Annotated in this window: 17 protein-coding genes; 10 read left to right on the plus strand and 7 right to left on the minus strand. The window is 72.0% G+C overall.

From position 1 onward, the window contains the following. Positions 1-20: 20 nt before the first annotated feature. Genes ACFOY2_RS07000 through ACFOY2_RS07015 form a run of 4 tightly spaced genes read left to right on the plus strand, consistent with a single transcriptional unit; the run spans position 21 to position 5,000 of the window. Complete coding sequence (locus ACFOY2_RS07000) at positions 21-200, plus strand: DUF6903 family protein (protein ID WP_379527107.1); 180 nt, start codon at positions 21-23, stop codon at positions 198-200. Further along, entirely contained in the window at positions 197-1,612 is a 1,416-nt protein-coding gene (locus tag ACFOY2_RS07005) for an alpha-L-fucosidase (RefSeq protein ID WP_379527108.1), read from the plus strand. Before ACFOY2_RS07000 ends, ACFOY2_RS07005 begins: the two co-directional genes overlap by 4 nt. Beyond that, positions 1,609-2,667 (plus strand): hypothetical protein, encoded by a 1,059-nt coding sequence (locus ACFOY2_RS07010; protein ID WP_379527109.1) that lies wholly within the window; start codon positions 1,609-1,611, stop codon positions 2,665-2,667. Before ACFOY2_RS07005 ends, ACFOY2_RS07010 begins: the two co-directional genes overlap by 4 nt. After that, positions 2,664-5,000, plus strand: coding sequence for a discoidin domain-containing protein (locus ACFOY2_RS07015; protein WP_379527110.1), 2,337 nt, complete (start codon positions 2,664-2,666; stop codon positions 4,998-5,000). The genes ACFOY2_RS07010 and ACFOY2_RS07015 overlap by 4 nt, the downstream gene beginning before the upstream one ends. 87 nt (positions 5,001-5,087) lie before the next feature. On the opposite strand, the gene ACFOY2_RS07020 is transcribed toward ACFOY2_RS07015, so the two are convergent. Together ACFOY2_RS07020 and ACFOY2_RS07025 are read right to left on the minus strand one after the other, a co-directional pair. Continuing rightward, positions 5,088-6,494 carry an aldehyde dehydrogenase family protein gene (locus ACFOY2_RS07020; RefSeq protein WP_379527111.1) on the minus strand — a complete coding sequence of 469 codons (1,407 nt, stop codon included), beginning with the start codon at positions 6,492-6,494 and terminating at the stop codon, positions 5,088-5,090. Next, positions 6,491-7,597, minus strand: coding sequence for a Zn-dependent alcohol dehydrogenase (locus ACFOY2_RS07025; protein WP_379527112.1), 1,107 nt, complete (start codon positions 7,595-7,597; stop codon positions 6,491-6,493). Before ACFOY2_RS07025 ends, ACFOY2_RS07020 begins: the two co-directional genes overlap by 4 nt. Before the next feature lie 74 nt (positions 7,598-7,671). Here ACFOY2_RS07025 and ACFOY2_RS07030 point away from each other — a divergent pair, with 74 nt between their 5' ends. Continuing rightward, on the plus strand, positions 7,672-9,279 hold the full coding sequence (locus ACFOY2_RS07030) for an AMP-binding protein (RefSeq protein ID WP_379527113.1): 1,608 nt from the start codon (positions 7,672-7,674) through the stop codon (positions 9,277-9,279). A gap of 8 nt (positions 9,280-9,287) precedes the next feature. Beyond that, positions 9,288-10,448 carry a cytochrome P450 gene (locus tag ACFOY2_RS07035; protein WP_379527114.1) on the plus strand — a complete coding sequence of 387 codons (1,161 nt, stop codon included), beginning with the start codon at positions 9,288-9,290 and terminating at the stop codon, positions 10,446-10,448. A 33-nt stretch (positions 10,449-10,481) separates the two neighbouring features. Here the strand turns inward: ACFOY2_RS07035 and ACFOY2_RS07040 are convergent, their stop codons facing one another. Continuing rightward, positions 10,482-11,621 (minus strand): nitronate monooxygenase, encoded by a 1,140-nt coding sequence (locus ACFOY2_RS07040; protein ID WP_379527115.1) that lies wholly within the window; start codon positions 11,619-11,621, stop codon positions 10,482-10,484. A gap of 142 nt (positions 11,622-11,763) precedes the next feature. Here ACFOY2_RS07040 and ACFOY2_RS07045 point away from each other — a divergent pair, with 142 nt between their 5' ends. Further along, positions 11,764-12,414, plus strand: coding sequence for a TetR/AcrR family transcriptional regulator (locus tag ACFOY2_RS07045; RefSeq protein ID WP_379527116.1), 651 nt, complete (start codon positions 11,764-11,766; stop codon positions 12,412-12,414). A 5-nt stretch (positions 12,415-12,419) separates the two neighbouring features. Here the strand turns inward: ACFOY2_RS07045 and ACFOY2_RS07050 are convergent, their stop codons facing one another. From ACFOY2_RS07050 to ACFOY2_RS07065, 4 genes are read right to left on the minus strand one after another with little or no spacing between them, the layout of a single operon-like run. Next, positions 12,420-13,295 (minus strand): cyclase family protein, encoded by an 876-nt coding sequence (locus tag ACFOY2_RS07050; protein ID WP_379527117.1) that lies wholly within the window; start codon positions 13,293-13,295, stop codon positions 12,420-12,422. Continuing rightward, positions 13,292-13,747, minus strand: a complete 456-nt coding sequence (locus ACFOY2_RS07055) for a Zn-ribbon domain-containing OB-fold protein (RefSeq protein WP_379527118.1) — start codon at positions 13,745-13,747, stop codon at positions 13,292-13,294. The genes ACFOY2_RS07050 and ACFOY2_RS07055 overlap by 4 nt, the downstream gene beginning before the upstream one ends. Further along, on the minus strand, positions 13,744-14,910 hold the full coding sequence (locus ACFOY2_RS07060; protein WP_379527119.1) for a thiolase family protein: 1,167 nt from the start codon (positions 14,908-14,910) through the stop codon (positions 13,744-13,746). The genes ACFOY2_RS07055 and ACFOY2_RS07060 overlap by 4 nt, the downstream gene beginning before the upstream one ends. Then, the gene (locus ACFOY2_RS07065) at positions 14,907-15,953 is read right to left on the minus strand and encodes a thiolase C-terminal domain-containing protein (protein ID WP_379527120.1); all 1,047 of its coding nucleotides are present in this window, start codon (positions 15,951-15,953) and stop codon (positions 14,907-14,909) included. The genes ACFOY2_RS07060 and ACFOY2_RS07065 overlap by 4 nt, the downstream gene beginning before the upstream one ends. 105 nt (positions 15,954-16,058) lie before the next feature. On the opposite strand from ACFOY2_RS07065, the gene ACFOY2_RS07070 reads away from it, so the two are divergent. Genes ACFOY2_RS07070 through ACFOY2_RS07080 form a run of 3 tightly spaced genes read left to right on the plus strand, consistent with a single transcriptional unit; the run spans position 16,059 to position 18,461 of the window. Further along, a complete protein-coding gene (locus tag ACFOY2_RS07070; protein WP_379527121.1) occupies positions 16,059-17,234 on the plus strand; it encodes a thiolase C-terminal domain-containing protein in 1,176 nt (391 codons plus the stop codon). Next, complete coding sequence (locus ACFOY2_RS07075) at positions 17,231-17,656, plus strand: Zn-ribbon domain-containing OB-fold protein (protein WP_379527122.1); 426 nt, start codon at positions 17,231-17,233, stop codon at positions 17,654-17,656. Before ACFOY2_RS07070 ends, ACFOY2_RS07075 begins: the two co-directional genes overlap by 4 nt. After that, positions 17,649-18,461: an enoyl-CoA hydratase/isomerase family protein gene (locus tag ACFOY2_RS07080; RefSeq protein ID WP_379527123.1), complete on the plus strand. Its 813-nt coding sequence runs from the start codon at positions 17,649-17,651 to the stop codon at positions 18,459-18,461. Before ACFOY2_RS07075 ends, ACFOY2_RS07080 begins: the two co-directional genes overlap by 8 nt. Positions 18,462-18,478: the final 17 nt, after the last annotated feature.

Here is an 18,478-nt window from a genome sequence, read left to right on the forward strand (position 1 = left end):
CCCTGGAAAGGAGATCATCCATGAAGGAATCGACGCGCGGCGCGCTGCTCGTCACCGCCAGGACGCTCGTCGCGGCCGGCTGCGTCGCGGTCGTCGTCGCCGCCCGTCCGACGGCCGGGTGGGGCGCTCTGGCGATCATGCTGGCCGCGCTGGCGGGGCTGCCGGCCGTGCTGGCCTCCTACAACCGGCGGTTCCTGTGACCCCGCCGGCCCGCTGGTCCGCGGTCCGGCCGAGCGCGCGCCAGCTCGCCTGGCAGGCGATGGAGTTCTACGCCTTCATCCACTTCGGCATGAACACGATGACGGACAGGGAGTGGGGCGAGGGGCACGACGACCCGGCCGCCTTCGACCCGGCCGCGCTCGACGCCGACCAGTGGATCAGGGCGCTCAAGGCCGCCGGGATGACCGGCGTGATCCTCACGTGCAAGCACCACGACGGGTTCTGCCTGTGGCCGAGCGACGTCACGGCCTACACGGTCGCCTCCTCGCCGTGGCGCGGCGGCCGGGGCGACGTGGTCGCGGAGGTCGCCGACGCGGCCAGGCGGCACGGGCTGCGGTTCGGGATCTACCTGTCGCCCTGGGACCGCACCGAGGCCTCCTACGGCTCCGGGAGCGCCTACGACGACTTCTACGTCGCCCAGCTCACCGAGCTGCTCACCCGGTACGGGCCGGTGTTCTCGGTGTGGCTGGACGGCGCGAACGGCGAGGGCCCGAACGGCAGGCGCCAGGTCTACGACTGGGAGCGGTACTACGCGGTGGCCCGCGAGCTGCAGCCGGACGCGGTCATCAGCGTGTGCGGGCCCGACGTCCGCTGGTGCGGAAACGAGGCCGGGGACACCCGTCCCGACGAGTGGAGCGTGGTCCCCCGTGCCCTTCAGGACGCCGAGCGGATCGCCGAGCGCTCGCAGCGGGCCGACGACGGCGCCTTCGCCCGGCTGGTCCGCAGCGACGAGCGCGACCTGGGCAGCCGCGCCGCCCTGGCGGGGTTCGAGGACGACCTGGTCTGGTACCCGGCCGAGGTGAACACCTCGATCCGGCCCGGCTGGTTCCACCACCCGGCCGAGGACGCCGCGGTCCGCTCCGCGGAGGAGCTGTTCGGCATCTACCTGCGGGCCGTCGGCGGCAACTCGTGTTTCCTACTCAACGTGCCACCGGCCCGTGACGGGCTGCTGCGGGAGGCCGACGTCGCGGTGCTGGAGCGGCTCGGGCGGCGGATCGAGGACTTCAGGGCGCGGCGGGTGACGGCGACCGCGACGGTCTCGTCCGGGACCGCGGGCGACGTCGCGACCGCGTGGCCCGGTAGGGGGCGGATGCCGTGGCGGCGGGACGAGGCCGACCCCCTGCCGGGCGTGCGGCTCGCCTTCGCCGGAGCGCGCCGAATCGAGGCGGTCGTCGTGGGCGAGGACATCGCGCGGGGGCAGCGCGTCGAGCACGTCGTCGTCCGTGGCCTCAGGGACGGCCGCTGGACGATCCTCGCCGAGGCGAACGCGGTGGGCTACCAGCGCATCCTGAGCTTCCCGCCCGCCGAGACAGAGGCGGTGCTGGTCGAGGTGCCCAGAACCCGGGACACCCCCGTCCTGGCCTGCGTGGCCGCGATCGGAGCGACCTCGTGAAGCGCGTCCCGCACCGGGCCGCCGCCCCGCGCCGCCCGCGCCGGGCCTTCGTCCTGGTCTCCGGCGCGCTGACCGCCCTGGCCGCCCTGGTGGTCGCCGCTGTGGTGCTCACGGGGCGCACCGACGAGGTCGCCGCCATCGACGGGCACGCCGTGACCCGCGACGAGTTGCTCTTCCACATGCGCCGCCTGGCGCCCGGCGTGCAGAACGAGTTACGCAACCAGTACCGGCTCCAGGCCCCGATCGACTGGAACGCGAGGACCGGCGACAGGAGCGCGCTCCAGCGGCTCTCGGCCCGCGCGCTCGACGAGATCCGGCGCGACAAGACGGTGCTGATCCTGGCACGGCAGGAGGGGCTGATCGGCTCCGCCGACCACGCCGCCTTCCTCACCGAGCTGGCCCAGGAGAACGAGCGGCGCGCCGGGGCCATCGCCAGGGGCCAGGTCGTCTACGGCCTGGCGGAGTTCTCCCCCGAGGAGTACTACTCCCGCCGGATGACCGAGCTGACCACGGCGTTGAAGCAGCGGCTCAGCACCGGGCCGCTCCGGGTCACCGACGCCGACGTCCGGCGGGCGTTCGACGCCGACAGGCAAGCCTGGAGCGCCAACGCGACCACGTACACCTACTCCAAACTCGTGGTGCCGGTTCCCGAGGGCGCGTCCGGGAACTACGCGGCCGGACTCCAGCGGCGGGTGACCGAGGCGGACCGGCTGGCGGAGGTCGCCGACCGGGAGCCCGGCGCCAGGCTCACCACCGCGACCAAGCACGGCGGCGGCTCGGCCGCCCACGACCGGGACCTCATGGCGGTGCTCGGCACGCTCGCCGCGGGCCAGATCTCCGCCCCGGTCCCCGGCACAGGCCAGATCACCTACTACGAGCTCAACGACAAGAGCGTCGACGAGGACGCGGCCTTCGCCGAGTACTCCCGGCGCATCCGGCAGTCGCTCATCGAGGAGAAGTTCGACACGTTCCTCCAGCGCCGAGTGGACAGCAGCGACACCACGGTCGACACGGCGGCGGTGGACGCCATCAACACGGAGGATGTTCAACAGTGAAACCCGTCGGTACCTCACCCCCCGTCGCGCGCCGATCCTCGCACGCACTCCGCATGTGCCTGGCGGCCCTGGCCCTGCTCGCGGGATCGCTCGCCCCCGCCGCGCCGACCGCCGCCGCGACCCAGGACCGCGCCGCACCCGCCGCCGCCAAGGCGAACTGGCCCGGCAACACGCCGAACCCGAGCGGCGGCAGAGACTACTTCATCGACGCGGCGAACGGCCGCGACAACGCGGCGGGCACCTCGCAGGCGACCGCCTGGCGCACCCTGGCCAAGGCGAACGCGACGACGTTCGGGCCCGGCGACCGCATCCTGCTCAAGGCCGGCCAGCAGTGGCACGACCAGCAGTTGTGGCCGAAGGGCTCGGGCAGCGCGGGCAGGCCGATCACCATCTCGGCCTACGGCGAGCCCGGCGCCCGCCGCCCGTACATCGCGACGAACGGCAAGGTGCCCAGCCCCTTCAGGGCCGACGGCACGAAGAACCCCGACACGGTCGGCCTGACCGGGGCGATCGTGCTGCGCAACCAGCAGTACTTCGAGATCAACAACGTCGAGCTGTCCAACGACGACGACTTCGCCACCGACATCACCACCGGGTCCTACGTCCGCGACGGCATCATGGTCTCCATCAACGCCGACCTCCTGCCGGCGGGCGCGGACAGCATCATGGACCACTTCCGCGTCTCGGACGTCTACGTCCACGATCTGGACGGCCCGAGCACCTGGCAGAAGATCCACTACGGCGGCGTCAACTTCCAGGTCTTCGGCAGCCGCAGCTACAAGGCGTACGGCACCGGCGGCTACTACTTCAAGGACGTGCGGATCGAGAACAACACGTTCGTGAACGTCGAGCTGCACGCGGTGCAGTTCGCGTTCAACTGGTTCGCCGCCGACGGGGCCGACGCCGGCCAGTACGACGAGAGCGGCAAGTTCCACGAGGGCTGGGAGCAGCTCTGGGTGCGCACCCGCGACCTGTACAGCCGTGACGTCTACATCGGCCACAACTACGCCGAGAGCATCGGCCAGGGCGCCTTCCAGTTCGCCAACACCAAGAACATGACGGTGGAGTACAACGAGGTCAACGGCTATCTCGAACGGTATGACGCGGTGTCGGTGGCGCTGTATCTGTGGGCGGGCGCCGATTCGGTCATGCAGTTCAACGAGGTGTACGGCGGCCCCGACAACGAGTTCGACGGCACTCCGTGGGATCTGGAGTACACCAACTTCAACGTCACCTACCAGTTCAACTACTCCCACGACAACGCGGCGGGCTGGATGTCGTACATGGGCAACAGCTCCAACTCCGTCGCCCGCTACAACCTGAGCGTCAACGACAACGGCGTGCTGGTGAAGAACATGTTGTCGACGAACTACTCGCCGACCTACTTCGTCAACAACACCTTCGTCTACGACGGCGCCGACCTCGACTACGTCCACGACGAGACGTTCCTGAGCACCGTCTACTTCATGAACAACATCTTCTACAACACCTCGAAGACCACCTCGACGCCGTGGTACCGCAGGACCGGCGCCCTGCGCCAGGCGGTGTTCTCCAACAACGACTACTACGAGGCCGGCGGCACCCACTCCAGCCAGGAACCGGCCGACCGGGCCGGGACGCGGGCCGACCCGAGGTTCGCCGGCGACCCGGCCAAGTACGTCACCGGGGCGGGCGTGGACCGGATCAGGACGGCCGCGGCGCACTTCAAGCTGCGCCCGGACTCGCCGCTCATCGACGCCGGCCGCTACAACCCCCGCCTGGGCACCGAGGACTTCCTCGGCACGCACATCTACTTCGGCGACGCGCCGGACATCGGCATGGCGGAGAGCCCGATCGGCAAGAAGGTCAACAACCCGGTGGACGAGGACCCCATCGAGGACGACCCGGGCGACGGCCGCGTCAACCTCGCCCTGCGCAAACCGGTCACCGCGAGCTCGACCCACCCTGGCGCGAACGGCACGCTCGGCGCGGAGAAGCTGACCGACGGCGACCCGGCGACCCGCTGGGCGGCGGCCGACGACGCGACCTACCCGATCACGCTCGACGTCGACTTCGGCGCGCAGACCACGTTCGACGAGGTGTACCTGGACGAGTACACCGACTCGGGCACCAACCCGCGCGTCCGGGCGTTCCAGTTGCAGCGCTGGGACGCCGGGGCCGGCGCCTGGGTGACGTTCGCGAGCCGCTCCGCCGGCATGGGGCACGACCTGACCGTGACCGGCTTCGGCAGCCTCACGACGTCCCGGCTGCGGGTGGCGCTGACCGAGAAGGTGCCGGCCGAGGTCTACACCCCGACGCTGACCGAGATCGCCGTCTACCGCTCCGGCGGGTAGCCCGGACGGGCCCGCGCCGAACGGCGAACCGGACGAACGCCTGCTGCCGGCCTCGACCCCGGGGCCGAAAGCGCCAGGCCGGGCCCGTTATCCGCGTCGCCTGTAGACGACCTGCGGCTGGGTGAACTGGTCGAGGCCCCACGGGCCGTTCTCGACGCCGAGCCCGCTCATCTTCCACCCGCCGAATGGCAGGTGCGGCGCCACCGTGAGGTGGTCGTTGACGAAGGCGGTGCCGCACTCCAGGCGGCGGGCGACCGACTCGGCCCGCGCCGCGTCGCCGCCCCAGACGGACCCTGACAGCCCGAAGGGGCCCGCGTTGGCCCGCGCGACGGCCTCGTCCACCTCACGATAGGTCAGGACCGGCAGCACCGGGCCGAACTGCTCTTCGTCCACCACCCGCATGCCCTCGCGCGCGCCGGTCAGGACGGTGGGAGCGTAGAAGTAGCCGGGCCGGGCCGGCGCCAGGCCGCCGACGGCGACGCGGGCGCCCGCCGTCACGGCCTCCTCGACGAGCGCGGCCACCCGCTCGAACTGCGTGCGGTTGTTCAGGGGCCCGATCCGGCTGCGCTCGTCGGTAGCGGGGCCGACGCGGGCCCGCGAGGCCACCGCGACGAGCGCCTCGACGAGTGGGTCGTGGAGCCGTTCCGGCACGTACAGGCGTTTGATCCCGGCGCAGATCTGCCCGCAGTTGGTGAACGCGGCCCAGAACAGCGATTTCGCGATGGCCTCCGGCGCGACGTCGTCGAGGACGATCGCCGCGTCGTTGCCTCCGAGCTCCAGTGTCAGCCGCTTCATCCCGGCGGCCGCCGCCCGCGCCACGGCGACGCCGGTGCGTACCGAGCCGGTGAAGCTGATCTTCGCGACGGCGGGGTGCGCCGTCATGGCGGCGCCCAGCGGGTCGGGGCCGCTGATCACGTTCACCACGCCGGGCGGCAGCACGCCCGCCAGCAGCTCTCCCAGCCTCAGCGTGGCGACCGGCGTGTACGGCGAGGGCTTGAGCACCACGGTGTTGCCCGCGACCAGCGCGGGGCCCAGCTTCCACCCGGCCAGCAGGATCGGGTAGTTCCACGGTGTGATGGCGGCCACGACGCCGAGTGGCCGGCGGACCAGGGCGGCCACGGCGGTCCCGTCGTCCTGGAGGATCTCCTCGGCCAGCGGGAGCGCGGCGGACTCGCGTAGCCACAGGGCGTGCTGGTCCACCTCGAAGGCCGCGGCCCTGACCGGTTTGCCCTGCTCGGTGGCCAGCAGCACGGCCAGTTCGTCGCGGGCCGCGCTCACCGCGCCGGCGGCGGCCCGCAGCAGGTCCCGGCGGGCCGCAGGGTCGGCCGCCCAGGCGCCCGCGGCCCGGGCGGCGGCCTCGAAGGCCAGGTCAAGCTGGGCGGGGGTGCAGGCCGGCGCCTGGGCGAACACCTCCTCGGTGGCCGGGTCGAGCACGTCGAAGACGGCCTGGGCGGGCAGCGCGGCGCCGTCCACGGTCATGGGGAAGCAGATCATCGGGGGATCACCACGGCTCGCGTGCCACGGCTCTGCGCGCAGTAGGCGAGGGCCTCGTCGATCCGGTCGAGCTCGAAGGTCTCGGTGACCAGTTCGTCGAGCCTGAGCGTGCCCGACCGGTAGAGCTGCACCAGGCGGGGCACGTCCCTGCGCACGTTCGCGGAGCCGTAGAGGGAGCCGAGGATGCGTTTGCCGGTCATCACGACCGAGGCGAAGGCGGGCACCGACAGCAGGGCGTCCTCGCCGCCCGCGCCGACGAGCACGACCTGGCCGCCGCGCCGGGTGACGCGCAGGGCGGTGTCGATGGCCTCGGTCCTGCCGGCCACCTCGATGGCCACGTCGGCGCCCCGGCCCTCGGTCAGCGCGCGGATCTCGCGGGCGATCGCGGGCGAGGGTTCGAGCGCGTGCGTGGCGCCGAAGGCGAGGGCGCGCTCGCGGCGGCCCCGGTTGGGGTCCACGGCCACGACCGTGCAGGCCCCGGCCGTACGCGCGCCCTGGATGGCGTTGAGCCCGACGCCGCCGGCCCCGATGACGGCCACGCTGTCGCCCACCTGGATGGAGGCGGTGTTGACGGCGGCGCCGAAGCCGGTCAGCGCGGCGCAGCCGATCAGCGCGGCGGCCTCGAACGGCAGGTCGCCTGGCACTTTCACCGCCGATCCCGCCGGCACCACGCAGTGGTGGGCGAAGGTCCCCAGCCCGGCCATCTGGTGGACGGGGCGGCCGTCGTGCGAGAGCCGGGTCGAGCCGTCGGGGAGCGTGCTCAGCGCGAAGGAGAAGCCGGCCCGCTCGCACAGTTCGGGCTGGCCGCGCAGGCAGTAGAAGCAGCCGCCGCACTGGGCGAGCCAGGCCAGCACGACCCGGTCGCCGGGCGCGAGCCTGGTGACGCCCTCGCCGATCTGGACGACGGTTCCGGCGCCTTCGTGCCCGAGCACGATCGGCATGGGGTTGTCCAGCGTGGCGTCATACACCGACAGGTCGGTGTGGCAGATGCCGCTCGCCCCGATCTCGACCAGGATCTCGCCTGGTCGCGGCGCCTCCAGGTCCAGCTCGACGAGCGAGGGTGGTGTCTTCGGCTGCTCCAGCAGGGCCGCGATCGTCCGCATCCCCGATTGTTGACACACGCCGCCCGCCGAGTCAACACTAACGTTGAACGGCTCACGGAGAGGCTTCCGCAGCGATGACAGATCATGCCTACTGGCCCCCGACGGCAGGCGAACCGACTCTGGACACCACCCTCGGAGACCTGCTCCGCGACGCCGCCGCGACGGTCCCCGACCGCCTCGCCCTGGTGGACGGCTCGGCCGAGCCCTCGGCCCGCCGCGAGTGGACCTACCGCGAGCTGCTCCAGGACGCCGAACGCGTCGCACGCGCGCTGCTGAGCAGGTACGCGCCGGGCGACCGGATCGCGGTGTGGTCGGCCAACCGGCCGGAATGGGAGCTCCTGCAGCTCGGTGCCGCGCTGGCGGGGATGGTGCTGGTCACCGTCAACCCGGCGCTGCGCGAACGCGAGCTGCGGCACGTGCTGGGCCAGTCGCGCGCCTGCGCCCTGTTCCTCACGGCGGACTTCCGCGGCGAGCGCCGCGCGGACGTCGCCGGCAGGCTCGACCTGCCCGAACTGCGCGAGAGGTACCTCTTCGAGGACTGGGCGGCCTTCCTCGCCCTCGCCGAGGCGTGCGACGTCCCGTTCCCCGACGTCAAGCCCAGGGACGCCGCGCAGATCCAGTACACCTCCGGCACCACCGGCGCACCCAAGGGCTGCCGGCTGCACCATCAGGGCAGCATCAACGCCGCCCGGTTCGCGGGCACGCGGGGCGGGCTGCGCGACGGCGACATCTGGATCAACCCGATGCCGATGTTCCACGTCGGGAGCTGCGTGATGGCCGCGATCGGCATCCTGGCCCTGCACGGCACCCACGTGCTGCTGCCCCGCTTCGATGCCACGCTCGTGCTGGACAGGATCCAGGAGCACCGGGGCACGATCATGCTCGCCGTCCCGACGATACTGAACGCGCTCGTCAACCACCCCCGCGTCGAGGAGTACGACCTGTCCAGCATGCGCTCGATGCTGCTCGGCGGGGCGGGCTGCCCGGCCGCCCTGGTGCGCCGGGCGGAGAGCCTGTTCGACTGCACGATCTCGATCGGGTTCGGTCAGACGGAGGTGCACGGCGTCGTGACGCAGACGCACCCTGCCGACTCCTTCGAGGATCGGATGACGACGGTGGGACATCCCCTGCCCCACATGGAGGCCCGCATCCTCGACCCCGTCACCGGCCGGACCGTGCGCTTCGGCGAGCGGGGCGAGATCTGCGTGCGCGGATACCAGTCGATGCTGGACTACTTCGAGCTGCCCGAGGCGAGCCGGGCCACCCTCGACGCCGACGGGTGGCTGCACACCGGCGACCTCGGCTCGATGGACGAGCGCGGCTTCATCCGCGTCACCGGACGACTGAAGGACATGATCATCAGGGGCGGCGAGAACATCTACCCGCGCGAGATCGAGGAACTGCTCCTGACCCACCCGGGCGTCTCGGGCGCGGAGGTGCTCGGCGTGCCCGACGAGCACTGGGGCGAGCAGGTCGCCGTCGTCCTGCAGCTCCGTCCCGGCCCGACGAGGGCGGAGGAGCTGTACCGGTACTGCCGCGAGAACCTGGCGCCGTTCAAGGCGCCGCGCCTTTGGTACCTCACCGAGGACTTCCCGGTGACCGCCAGCGGCAAGATCCAGAAGTACGTCCTGCGCAGGCGGATCGCCGACGGCGACCTCAAGCCCGTGCTCTCCATGATCTAAGAGGACGCATGACCACAAAACTTGACGGCTACGACATCTTCTCCCCGCAGTTCCGCAACTGCCCCCACCCCCACTGGCAGGCGATGCGGGAGGGCTGCCCGGTCGCGCACAGCGACAACACCGGCGGTTCGTGGATGCTGGCCGCCTACGACGACATCCGCGACGCCGTCCGCGACCCCGAGCGGTTCTCCTCCAGATCCGCCGAGGTCGCGGGGCCCGCCGAGTACGCGGGAGGGCTCCTCCTCCCGCCGATCACCTCCGACCCTCCCGAGCACCGCGGCCACCGGGAACGGCTGGCGCCGTTCTTCCACCCGAGAAGGATCGCCGAGTTGGAGCCGTTCGTGCGCGAGCTCGCGCGCTCGCTCGCCGGTGAGTTCGCAGCACGCGGGGGCGGCGACGCGGCGGCCGAGTTCGCCCAGCGGCTGACCGTGAGCGTGCTGGCCAAGCTGCTCGACGTCCCGCCCGAGACGCACGCCAGGTTCATCGACTGGACGGTGCGGCTGCTGCGACTCGGGCCGCTGTCGCAGGAGATCCGCGCCTGCGCCGTCCGGGAGATGATCGCCTTCTTCGACGCCCTTCTGACCGAACGCGCGACCGGCGACGGCGACGACCTGCTCAGCCACCTGGCCCGCGCCGAGACGGACAGAAAGGTGCGGATCGGCAGCGCCATGGTCGTGATGATCGCCGGCGCGGACACCACGTGGAGCGCCATCAGCGCGAGCCTGTTCCACCTGGGCACCCATCCCGAGGACCGGCGCCGGCTGGCCCGCGAACCCGACCTCATGAGCACCGCCGTGGAGGAGTTGCTGCGCGCCTACGCGCCCGTCATGCTCGCCCGCCTCACGACGGGCCCCGTCGAGGTGCGCGGGACGCCGATCCCGGCGGGTGAGCGGGTCATCCTGCCGCTGGCCTCCGCCAACCGCGACCCCGGCGTCTTCGACGAACCGGACACCGTGCTGCTGGACCGCAGGCGCAACCGCCACCTGGCGTTCGGCTCGGGCGCGCACCGCTGCCTGGGCTCGACGCTGGCCCGGCTCGAACTGCGCGTCGCCTTGGAGGAGTGGCTGCGGGTCATACCGGACTACGACGTCATCGGCCCTGACGCCGTCGAGTGGACCGGCGGGAACGTGCGCGGCCCCGACACCGTCCCCGTCCGGGTGCGTACCTGACCCACGCCACCGCCGGGGACGGCCCGCGCCAGGTCAGTCGGCGGAGAGGGCGTCGTCCACGCCCTGCCAGGCGTCGGCCAGTTCCTCGACCATGTCCAGGACCACCCTGCGGGCCGGGCGGACCGTGTTCATCTGCCCGACGACCTGCCCGATGAACGGGCTCAGCAACTCCGCGGCCCGGCTGCCCGGCCGCTCCGAGATGGCCTCCACCCTGCGCCGGGGACGGTCGGACAGCATGCTCTGCAGTGGCATGGGCAGCGGGGCCGGCGCGTCGGGCGCCTCCCACGCGTCGGTCCACTCGCTGCGCAGCACCCGGCACGGCTTGCCGGTGAAGGAACGCGTCCTGGTGGTGTCCTCCGAGTTCGCGGCCAGCATCCGGGCGCGGACCGCCTGGGAGGTCTCGGCCTCGTGGGTGGTCAGCCAGACCGAGCCGCACCACACCCCGGCCGCCCCGAGTGCCAGGGAGGCCGCCATCTGCCGGCCGTTCGCGATGCCGCCGGCCGCGAGCACCGGCACGGGTGCGACCGCGTCGACCACCTGCGGCACCAGCACCATGGTGCTGATCTCACCGGTGTGACCGCCCGCCTCGGTACCTTGCGCGATCACGATGTCCACGCCCGCCTCCACCTGGGCCAGGGCATGCTTCACCCGTCCGGCCAGCGCCGCCACGACGACGCCCCTGCGGTGCGCCTGCTCGACCAGCCACGGTGGCGGTGCGCCCAGTGCGGAGGCCAGCAGCCTGATGTCGTGCCGGAACGCCACGTCGATGAGCGGCGCCATGCTCTTGCCGTCCACCTGGAGGCCGGCCCGCTTGGGGGCGTCGCCGGAGCGCGGGGCGGGCGGCAGCGGCGGCACGTCGTAGCGCTCCAGCAGCCCCTCCAGGAAGGCGCGGTGCCCGTCCGGGATCATCGTACGCAACTCCGTGCGCTGCGCGCCGCCCTTGTCCGCTCCCGCGTACTTCTTGGGCATCAGCAGGTCGACGCCGTACGGCCGGCCGTGCGTCTGCTCCTCGATCCAGGTCAGGTCGGTCTCGAGCTCTTCTGGCGTGTGCGCGACCGCTCCGAGCACGCCGAAGCCGCCCGCGTTGGTGACCGCCGCGACCACGTCGCGACAGTGGGAGAAGGCGAAGATCGGGTACTCGATCGAGAGCATCTCGGTGACCGGCGTCTTCATTCGGCGCTCCTCGGGCCTATCAACGGTAGCGTTGATAGCTTATCAACACTATCGTTGATCGAACACGGGGGTGCGTACGGTTATGGATAATGTCGTCGTCCGGCGCCAAGATCCGGCGCCGGTGCCACAAGGACGGAGACTCATGGCAAGCGGGATCGGTCGCAGGCGCGCTGCCGCGCTCGCCGAAGGCGGCGCCGCCTATGCCGAGCGTCGCGCGGAGATCATCGCGGCGGCGGCGAAGGTGTTTCGTGAGAAGGGTTTCCGGGGCGCGACGCTCGCGGACGTCGCGGCGAGCCTGAACACCGACCGGGCGACGCTCTACTACTACGTCGGCAGCAAGGAGGAGCTGTTCCACGAGATCGTCCAGGGGGCGGCCGAGGCCAACGCCAAGCAGGCGGAGGACATCCGCGACGGCGAGGGCAGCACGGTGGACAAGCTCCGGCAGTTGATCACCATGCTCATGTCCTCCTATGCCGAACATTATCCGTACCTGTTCGTCTACATTCAGGAAGACCTGAGCAGGGTGGGCGACGGGCGCTCCAAGTGGGAGCGCGACATGAAGGCGATCAACAAGCGGTACGACGACGCGGTGATCCAGATCGTCCAGGCGGGGCTCGACGACGGCACGATCCGGCCCACGGGCCCGGCCCGGGTGATCGCCTACGGCCTCATCGGCATGGTCAACTGGACGCACCGCTGGTACCGCGACAACGCCCCCGGCATGCCCTCGGCCGCCGAGATCGGCGGCACCTTCGCCGAGTCCCTGCTGAACGGGCTCGCCGTCGAGCGGTGATCCGCTCAGATCACCGCCACGGGAGCGCACGGGCTGCCGACCCCGCCCACGATGTTCAGCGGCGCGACCACCAGCAGCAGTTCGCTCACCGCCCGCCCGGCCAGCGCCTCCAGGTCGAGCAGTTCGAGGAAGGCGATCCCCAGGTCGCGCAGCGCCGTCACGTGCAGCGGCATCGCCGATCCCCGCACCGTCGAGGGGCCGACCTCCACGCCGATGTTGTCGGCGCCGACCACGGAGATGTCGTGGTCGGCCAGCCAGTCCGCGCAGTCGGCGTCAAGACCCGGCCAGGACTCCACCGTGGCCCGGCCCTCCCGCCACTGCCGCAGCCACCCGGTACGGACGATCAGCGCGTCCCCCGCGGCCGGGCGCAGGCCCGCCGCCTCCGCGGCGGCGTCGAGCCGGTCGACGCCGATCGGCTCCCCCGGCGACAGGCCGTCCCCATCGGCGGCGAAGTCCAGGAACAGTCCGCGGGTCACGATCGGGCCGGCCTTCTCGATGCCGCACCGGGCCGCTCCCCTGCTGGTCACCCGCGCGGCCGGGTAGCCGTTCCACATGAGGCCGTCCCGCCAGACGTGCGACAGGGCGTCGAGGTGGGTGGTGCCGTGGCAGGCCACCATGATCGAGTCATCCGCGTACCCGTACCCGGGCTTTTCCGGCAATCCTGCCGCGTAGTCGCCGCCGTCGCGCGTCATGAAGTGCTGCATCGGCGCGCGGATGCCGGCGACGGGGCCCTGACCGGTCCGCATCGGCAGGCCGAGCGAGATCGGCTCGCCGGCACGCACGGCCGACAGGCCGCGCCGCGTCGCCTCGGCGTCGACCAGGTTGAGCGCGCCGCGTTCGTCGTCGGGGCCCCACCGCCCCCAGTTGCCCGGGGCGCTCACAGCAGCGTGAAGGCGAAGTCGGTGATGCGCCCGTGAGGCTCGGCGACGAACTGCGCCCGCACCCTCGGCTGCCGCTGCAGGCGGGCGGCAGCCGCGTCCACGTCGCGCAGATCCAGCCCGAGCACCAGGTTGACCAGCGCGGTGTCGGCGTTGTCCAGGGTCACGTAGGCCATCACGATCGGCGGTTCCGGCAACCCGGGAAAGGCGGTGGCGATGATGGTGAAGGTCTCCAGTGTGCCCTCCGGGCCCACTTCGACCCAGTCTCCCGTACGCTCGAAGCAGGCGTCGCAGAATGCCCTGGCGGGCACCAGCACCCGGCGGCATGAGGGGCACCTGGCGCCCATGACGCGGCGGTTGTCCTTCAGTTCGGCGAAGAAGCGGCTCGCGGCCTCCCCGGCGAAGTAGGTGTAGTCGAATCCCCAATGACCGGGGATCGTGATCAGTTCCGTCATGGGCGCTCCTTCCCCAGCACGCAAACGGTGGAAAACTGTGTCGCTCCGCCCTGCCCGGTCGCGACGGCCCGGGTGGCGTCCGGCACCTGGCGCGCGCCGGCCACGCCGCGGACCTGGAGCGCGCATTCGGCGATGCGGACCATCGCCGTGGCGCTCACCGGGTTGGCGGTCTGCGGGCCGCCCGAGGGGTTGAACACCGGCAGGGACGGGTCCTCCTGCTGCTCGCGCACGAACCGGGGGCCGTCCTCGGGGCGGCAGAAGCCCAGCGCCGGATAGGTCATGGCCTCGGCGCTGGAGAACGGCGAGTACAGCTCGACCACGTCGATCTGCGCGCGCGGGTCGGTGATCCCGGCCTCGGCGTAGGCGCGCTCGGCGGAAAGGCGCAGTGACAGCAGGTCGACCAGCGAGCCCTCGGGCCGGTGGAACCGGTCGCCCATGGCGTAGCTGTCGGAGGTCGAGGCCATGCCCTGGATCCAGGCCACCTCGCGGCCGCCCACGACGTCCTCGCCGGCCAGCACCAGCGCGCAGGCGCCCTCCGACATGGGGCACGCCTCGTAGCGGTGGATCGGCCAGGCCAGCAGTTGCGAGTCCAGGATGTCCTCGGGCGTCAGCTCCAGGCGCAGGTGGGCCAGGGGGTTGTCGCGCGCGTGGCGGTGGTTGCGGGCGGCGATCTCGGCCCAGTGCCGCTCGGTGTAGCCGTAGACGCGCATCAGCATCGACGCGCGCAGCGCCGCCATGGTGATCGTGGTGAGCGGGAAATCCTTCTCGTACACCGGGTCGAAGATCGTGTTGAACACCTGTTGCGAGGTCGTGGCCTGGCCCATCCGCTCCAGCGCGATGACCAGCGCCACCCTGGCCCGGCCGGAGGCCACGTACGAGGCGCCGGAGAACACCGTGGACGAGCCCGTGACGCCGCCCGTGTTGACCCGCACGAACGGCTTGCCCGCGCCGAAGATCGCGGTCTTCTCGACGCAGTTCTCGCCGGAGAGCGCGTCGGGGGCGACCCCCGTCACGATCACGTCCACGGCGTCGATGCCGAGGCCCGCGTCGGCCAGCGCCCGCTCGGCCGCCTCCCAGATCAGGTCGGCCGAGCTCAGCTCGGAGTGGTGCCGCCGGTAGGTGGTCTGCCCGACGCCGATGACGCCGACGCGTTCCCTGCTCACTCCGCCTCCAGGACGATCGCGGTCTGAGTCTGCCCGGCGACCGTCGAGGAGCCGGTCGCCAGCGCCCGCCGCCCGCCGGACAGCCGGGTGACCGCCTCGACGATCCTGGCCAGGCCCATGCTCGGCGGGCAGTATCCGGCCGCCCCGCCTCCTGACGGGTTGCAGCGCGGGTCGTCGGCCAGGTGCGCCAGGCCCTGCCCCGGCGGCGCGAGGCCGGCGGCCTCCAGGCCCATCGCCTCCTCGATCAGCGTCAGTCCGTCGATCTCCGCCAGGTCCATCGCGCCGGCGTCCAGGCCCGCCTCCTCCAGTGCGCGGCCGGCCGCCTGCCGCAGGCTCGTGATGGCGCGCGGGTCCCTGTCGCCGAACGCGTACGGCTCCGACGACTGGCCCAGCCCCGACACCCGTACCGGGGACGGCTCCGTGGACAGCACGACGGCCGCCGTCACGTCCGCCCACAGCGGCAGGTCCTCATCGCGGAGCGGGTGGTGCGGGCTGGAGCGGAACCCGCCCGAGCGCAGCGCCCGGGGGTTGGCCGCCGCGGCCTTCCGCCTGGCCTCGGCCGCCCGGTCCCTGTCCCTCCTGGCCTCCTGCGTGGCCAGGAGGAGCTGGGCCCGCATCGCGGACAGCACGAACTCGTCCAGGCCCAGGGGCCGCGTCATGGCGGGGTCGAACAGCGCGCGCGAGAACCGGCGCGGGTCGTGCTCGCTCGCCCGCCCCCAGGCGGCCACGATGGAGCGGCGCGCGTGCCCCGCCTCCAGCCTGACCACGGCCGCGGCGAACGCGGCCGCGCCGTCGTCTCCGTACCGGATCTCGTCGCGCAGGTAGGCGCCGGCGGCGGGCGCGGTGACCATGCTGGACAGCGACCGGCCGTCCACCAGGTCGTGGGCCGCCAGCACGACCGAGTCGATCTCGTCCATGGAGCGGCCGGAGTCGTCAACCGCGGCACGGACCGTGTCGAAGATCAGCTCGGACAGGTTCCGTGTCGCGTCGCCGAAGCTGATCTCCAGCGCCACACCTTCCACGTACGTGGGCAAACCGTCCATGCCGCCATTGATACCAGCGGTCCCACGAGGCCGTCAACGTTTGCGTTGACGATGGGTTGACATTGGTCAACACTATCGTTGATGCTTCCAGCGGAGGGAGAGGCGATGACACTGTCAGGCCGGATGGCGATAGCGGGCATCGGCGAGACCGATTACGTCCGCGGCACGGACCAGTCCGTGCTGGAGATGATCCTGGCCGCGAGCATGGCGGCGATCACCGACGCGGGGCTGACCCCGGCGGACGTCGACGGCATCCTGCCGCCGCCGGGCTTCGTGGCCTGGGACGAGATCGCGGCCCACCTCGGCATCAAGGACGTGCGCTACACCACGACGCCGCAACTGGGCGGCGCGAGCCCGACCGCCGCGCTGGTGACCGCCGCGATGGCGATCTCCTCGGGCGTCGCGCGCACGATCCTCGTCCCGATCGGGTGGAACGGGTACTCGGCGCTGCGCCCGCGCCCCGACGCGCGCCCCAGCAAGCGCCGCTTCACCGCCGCCTTCTTCGAGACGGTACGCAACTTCTACGCCCCGTACGGGCTGCGCTCCGCGCCCTGGTGGTACGCGCTCTACCTGCGGCGATACGTGGAGCTGTACGACGTGCCGCCCGAGGCCGCCGGAGCCGTCGCGCTGGCCTGCCGCGACCACGCCCGGCTCAACGGCAAGGCGCTGATGCGAGACCGCCCGCTCACGATGGACGACTACCTCGCCTCCCCCTACATCACCGAACCGCTGCGCAAACTCGACTGCTGCGTCGAGACCGACTGCGCCGCCGCGATCGTGGTCACCAGCGTCGAGCGCGCCCGCGACCTGCGGCACCGCCCCGTCGTCTGGCTCGGCGGCGCGGAAGGGCACGCCAGCCCCGCCGACGAACTCACCAACCGGCCCGACGCGCTGCGTCTCGGGCTGCACGCCGCCGCGCCCAGGGCCTTCGCGATGGCCGGCGTCCAGGCGTCCGACATGGACTTCCTGCAGCTCTACGACTGCTTCACCTACGTCGTGCTGATGCAGATCGAGGCGCTGGGGCTGGCCGAACCCGGCGGGGCCGCCGACTTCGTCAAGGGCGGCACGATCGGGCTCGACGGACGCCACCCGCTCAACACCCATGGAGGGCTGATGTCACAGGGGCACTGCTGGGGCATGAACCATCTCGTCGAGGCCACCAGGCAACTCCGCCACGACGCCGGGCCCGCCCAGGTGGCAGGCTGCGAGCTGGGCCTGGTCACCGGCTACGGCGACCTGGGCGACGGCAGCGTCGCGATCCTGGCCAGGGGGGACGCGTGAGCGGCAAGGCCATCCCCAAGCCGGACGACCTGAACCTGAAGTTCTTCCAGAAGATCGCCGAAACCGGCCGGATGCACGTCCAGGAGTGCCGCCGATGCGGCCACCACAGCCACCCGCCGCGCTACTACTGCTGCGAGTGCTTCTCCCCCGACTGGCGCTTCAAGGAGATCGGCGGCGACGGCACGGTGTACTCGCACACCCTGTCGCACTACACGGCCGAGCCCGCCTGGCGCGACGAACTGCCGTTCGCGACCGTCGTGGTCGAACTGGACGAGGGGCCGAGGATCGTCGGCTCCGCCAGAACCGCCGACCCGGCCTCGATCAGGATCGGCCAGCGGGTGCGGGTGCTGCCGGAACGGCGCGGCGACGACTTCGCCTTCTTCACCGTCGTCTTCGACAAGGACGGGTACCCCGATGTCTGAGAGCCCCATCCTGTTCGAACTCGGCGGCGGCGTCGCCGAGATCACGCTGAACCGGCCGGGGAAGATGAACGCCCTCACTCCGGAGATGCTGGTCCGCCTGGACCGGGCGTGGACACAGATCCGGCAGGACCCGTCGGTCCGGGTCGTCGTCCTGACCGGGGCCGGGGACCGGGCGTTCTGCGCGGGCGCCGACCTCGGCCGCCTGACGCCGCTGCTGACCCGCGCGCGGCCCGCCGAGGACGACTGGGACAAGGCGCTGCTGGACGACCCGCTGATACTCAACAGGGCGCTGCTGCGCGGCACGGAGATGACCACACCGGTCATCGCGGCCATGCGCGGTGTGGTCGTGGGCGGCGGCATGGAACTGATGCTCGCCTGCGACCTGCGGGTGTGCGCCGACACCAGCGAATTCGGGCTGGTCGAGGTCCGGCGCGGCCTCATCCCGGCGGCCGGCGGCATCGCCCGCCTGTCCCGCCAGGTCGCCCAGGCCCAGGCCGCGGAGATCCTGCTGGTCGGCGACCGGGTCGGGGCGGCCCAGGCGCTCGGCTTCGGCCTGGTCAACCGGGTCGTCCCGGCTGAGGAGGTGCTCGAGTGCGCCCGCGGGCTCGCCGCGCGCATGGCGCAGAACGGGCCGCTGGCGATGCGCACGCTCAAGCAGGTGATGCTGGAGTCGTCGGGGCGCTCGCTGGCCGAGGCGTTCCAGGCCGAGGACGAGGCCGTCAAGGTCATCCTGCGCTCGTCCGACGCCCGCGAGGGCTCGCGGGCGTTCATGGAGAAGCGCGCCCCCCGCTTCACCGGCTCTTGAGCGGCTCCCGGCGACGG

Source organism: Nonomuraea purpurea (assembly GCF_042650645.1).
Classification (GTDB): domain Bacteria; phylum Actinomycetota; class Actinomycetes; order Streptosporangiales; family Streptosporangiaceae; genus Nonomuraea; species Nonomuraea purpurea.

Bases quoted from the DNA above. Each gene is read 5' to 3' on its own strand.
- ACFOY2_RS07070 (WP_379527121.1), top strand. From the start codon at position 16,059: ATGACACTGTCAGGCCGGATGGCGATAGCGGGCATCGGCGAGACCGAT.
- ACFOY2_RS07000 (WP_379527107.1), top strand. From the start codon at position 21: ATGAAGGAATCGACGCGCGGCGCGCTGCTCGTCACCGCCAGGACGCTC.
- ACFOY2_RS07020 (WP_379527111.1), bottom strand. From the start codon at position 6,494: ATGATCTGCTTCCCCATGACCGTGGACGGCGCCGCGCTGCCCGCCCAG.
- ACFOY2_RS07055 (WP_379527118.1), bottom strand. From the start codon at position 13,747: ATGACGGAACTGATCACGATCCCCGGTCATTGGGGATTCGACTACACC.
- ACFOY2_RS07025 (WP_379527112.1), bottom strand. From the start codon at position 7,597: ATGCGGACGATCGCGGCCCTGCTGGAGCAGCCGAAGACACCACCCTCG.
- ACFOY2_RS07045 (WP_379527116.1), top strand. From the start codon at position 11,764: ATGGCAAGCGGGATCGGTCGCAGGCGCGCTGCCGCGCTCGCCGAAGGC.
- ACFOY2_RS07040 (WP_379527115.1), bottom strand. From the start codon at position 11,621: ATGAAGACGCCGGTCACCGAGATGCTCTCGATCGAGTACCCGATCTTC.
- ACFOY2_RS07035 (WP_379527114.1), top strand. From the start codon at position 9,288: ATGACCACAAAACTTGACGGCTACGACATCTTCTCCCCGCAGTTCCGC.
- ACFOY2_RS07065 (WP_379527120.1), bottom strand. From the start codon at position 15,953: ATGGACGGTTTGCCCACGTACGTGGAAGGTGTGGCGCTGGAGATCAGC.
- ACFOY2_RS07080 (WP_379527123.1), top strand. From the start codon at position 17,649: ATGTCTGAGAGCCCCATCCTGTTCGAACTCGGCGGCGGCGTCGCCGAG.
- ACFOY2_RS07030 (WP_379527113.1), top strand. From the start codon at position 7,672: ATGACAGATCATGCCTACTGGCCCCCGACGGCAGGCGAACCGACTCTG.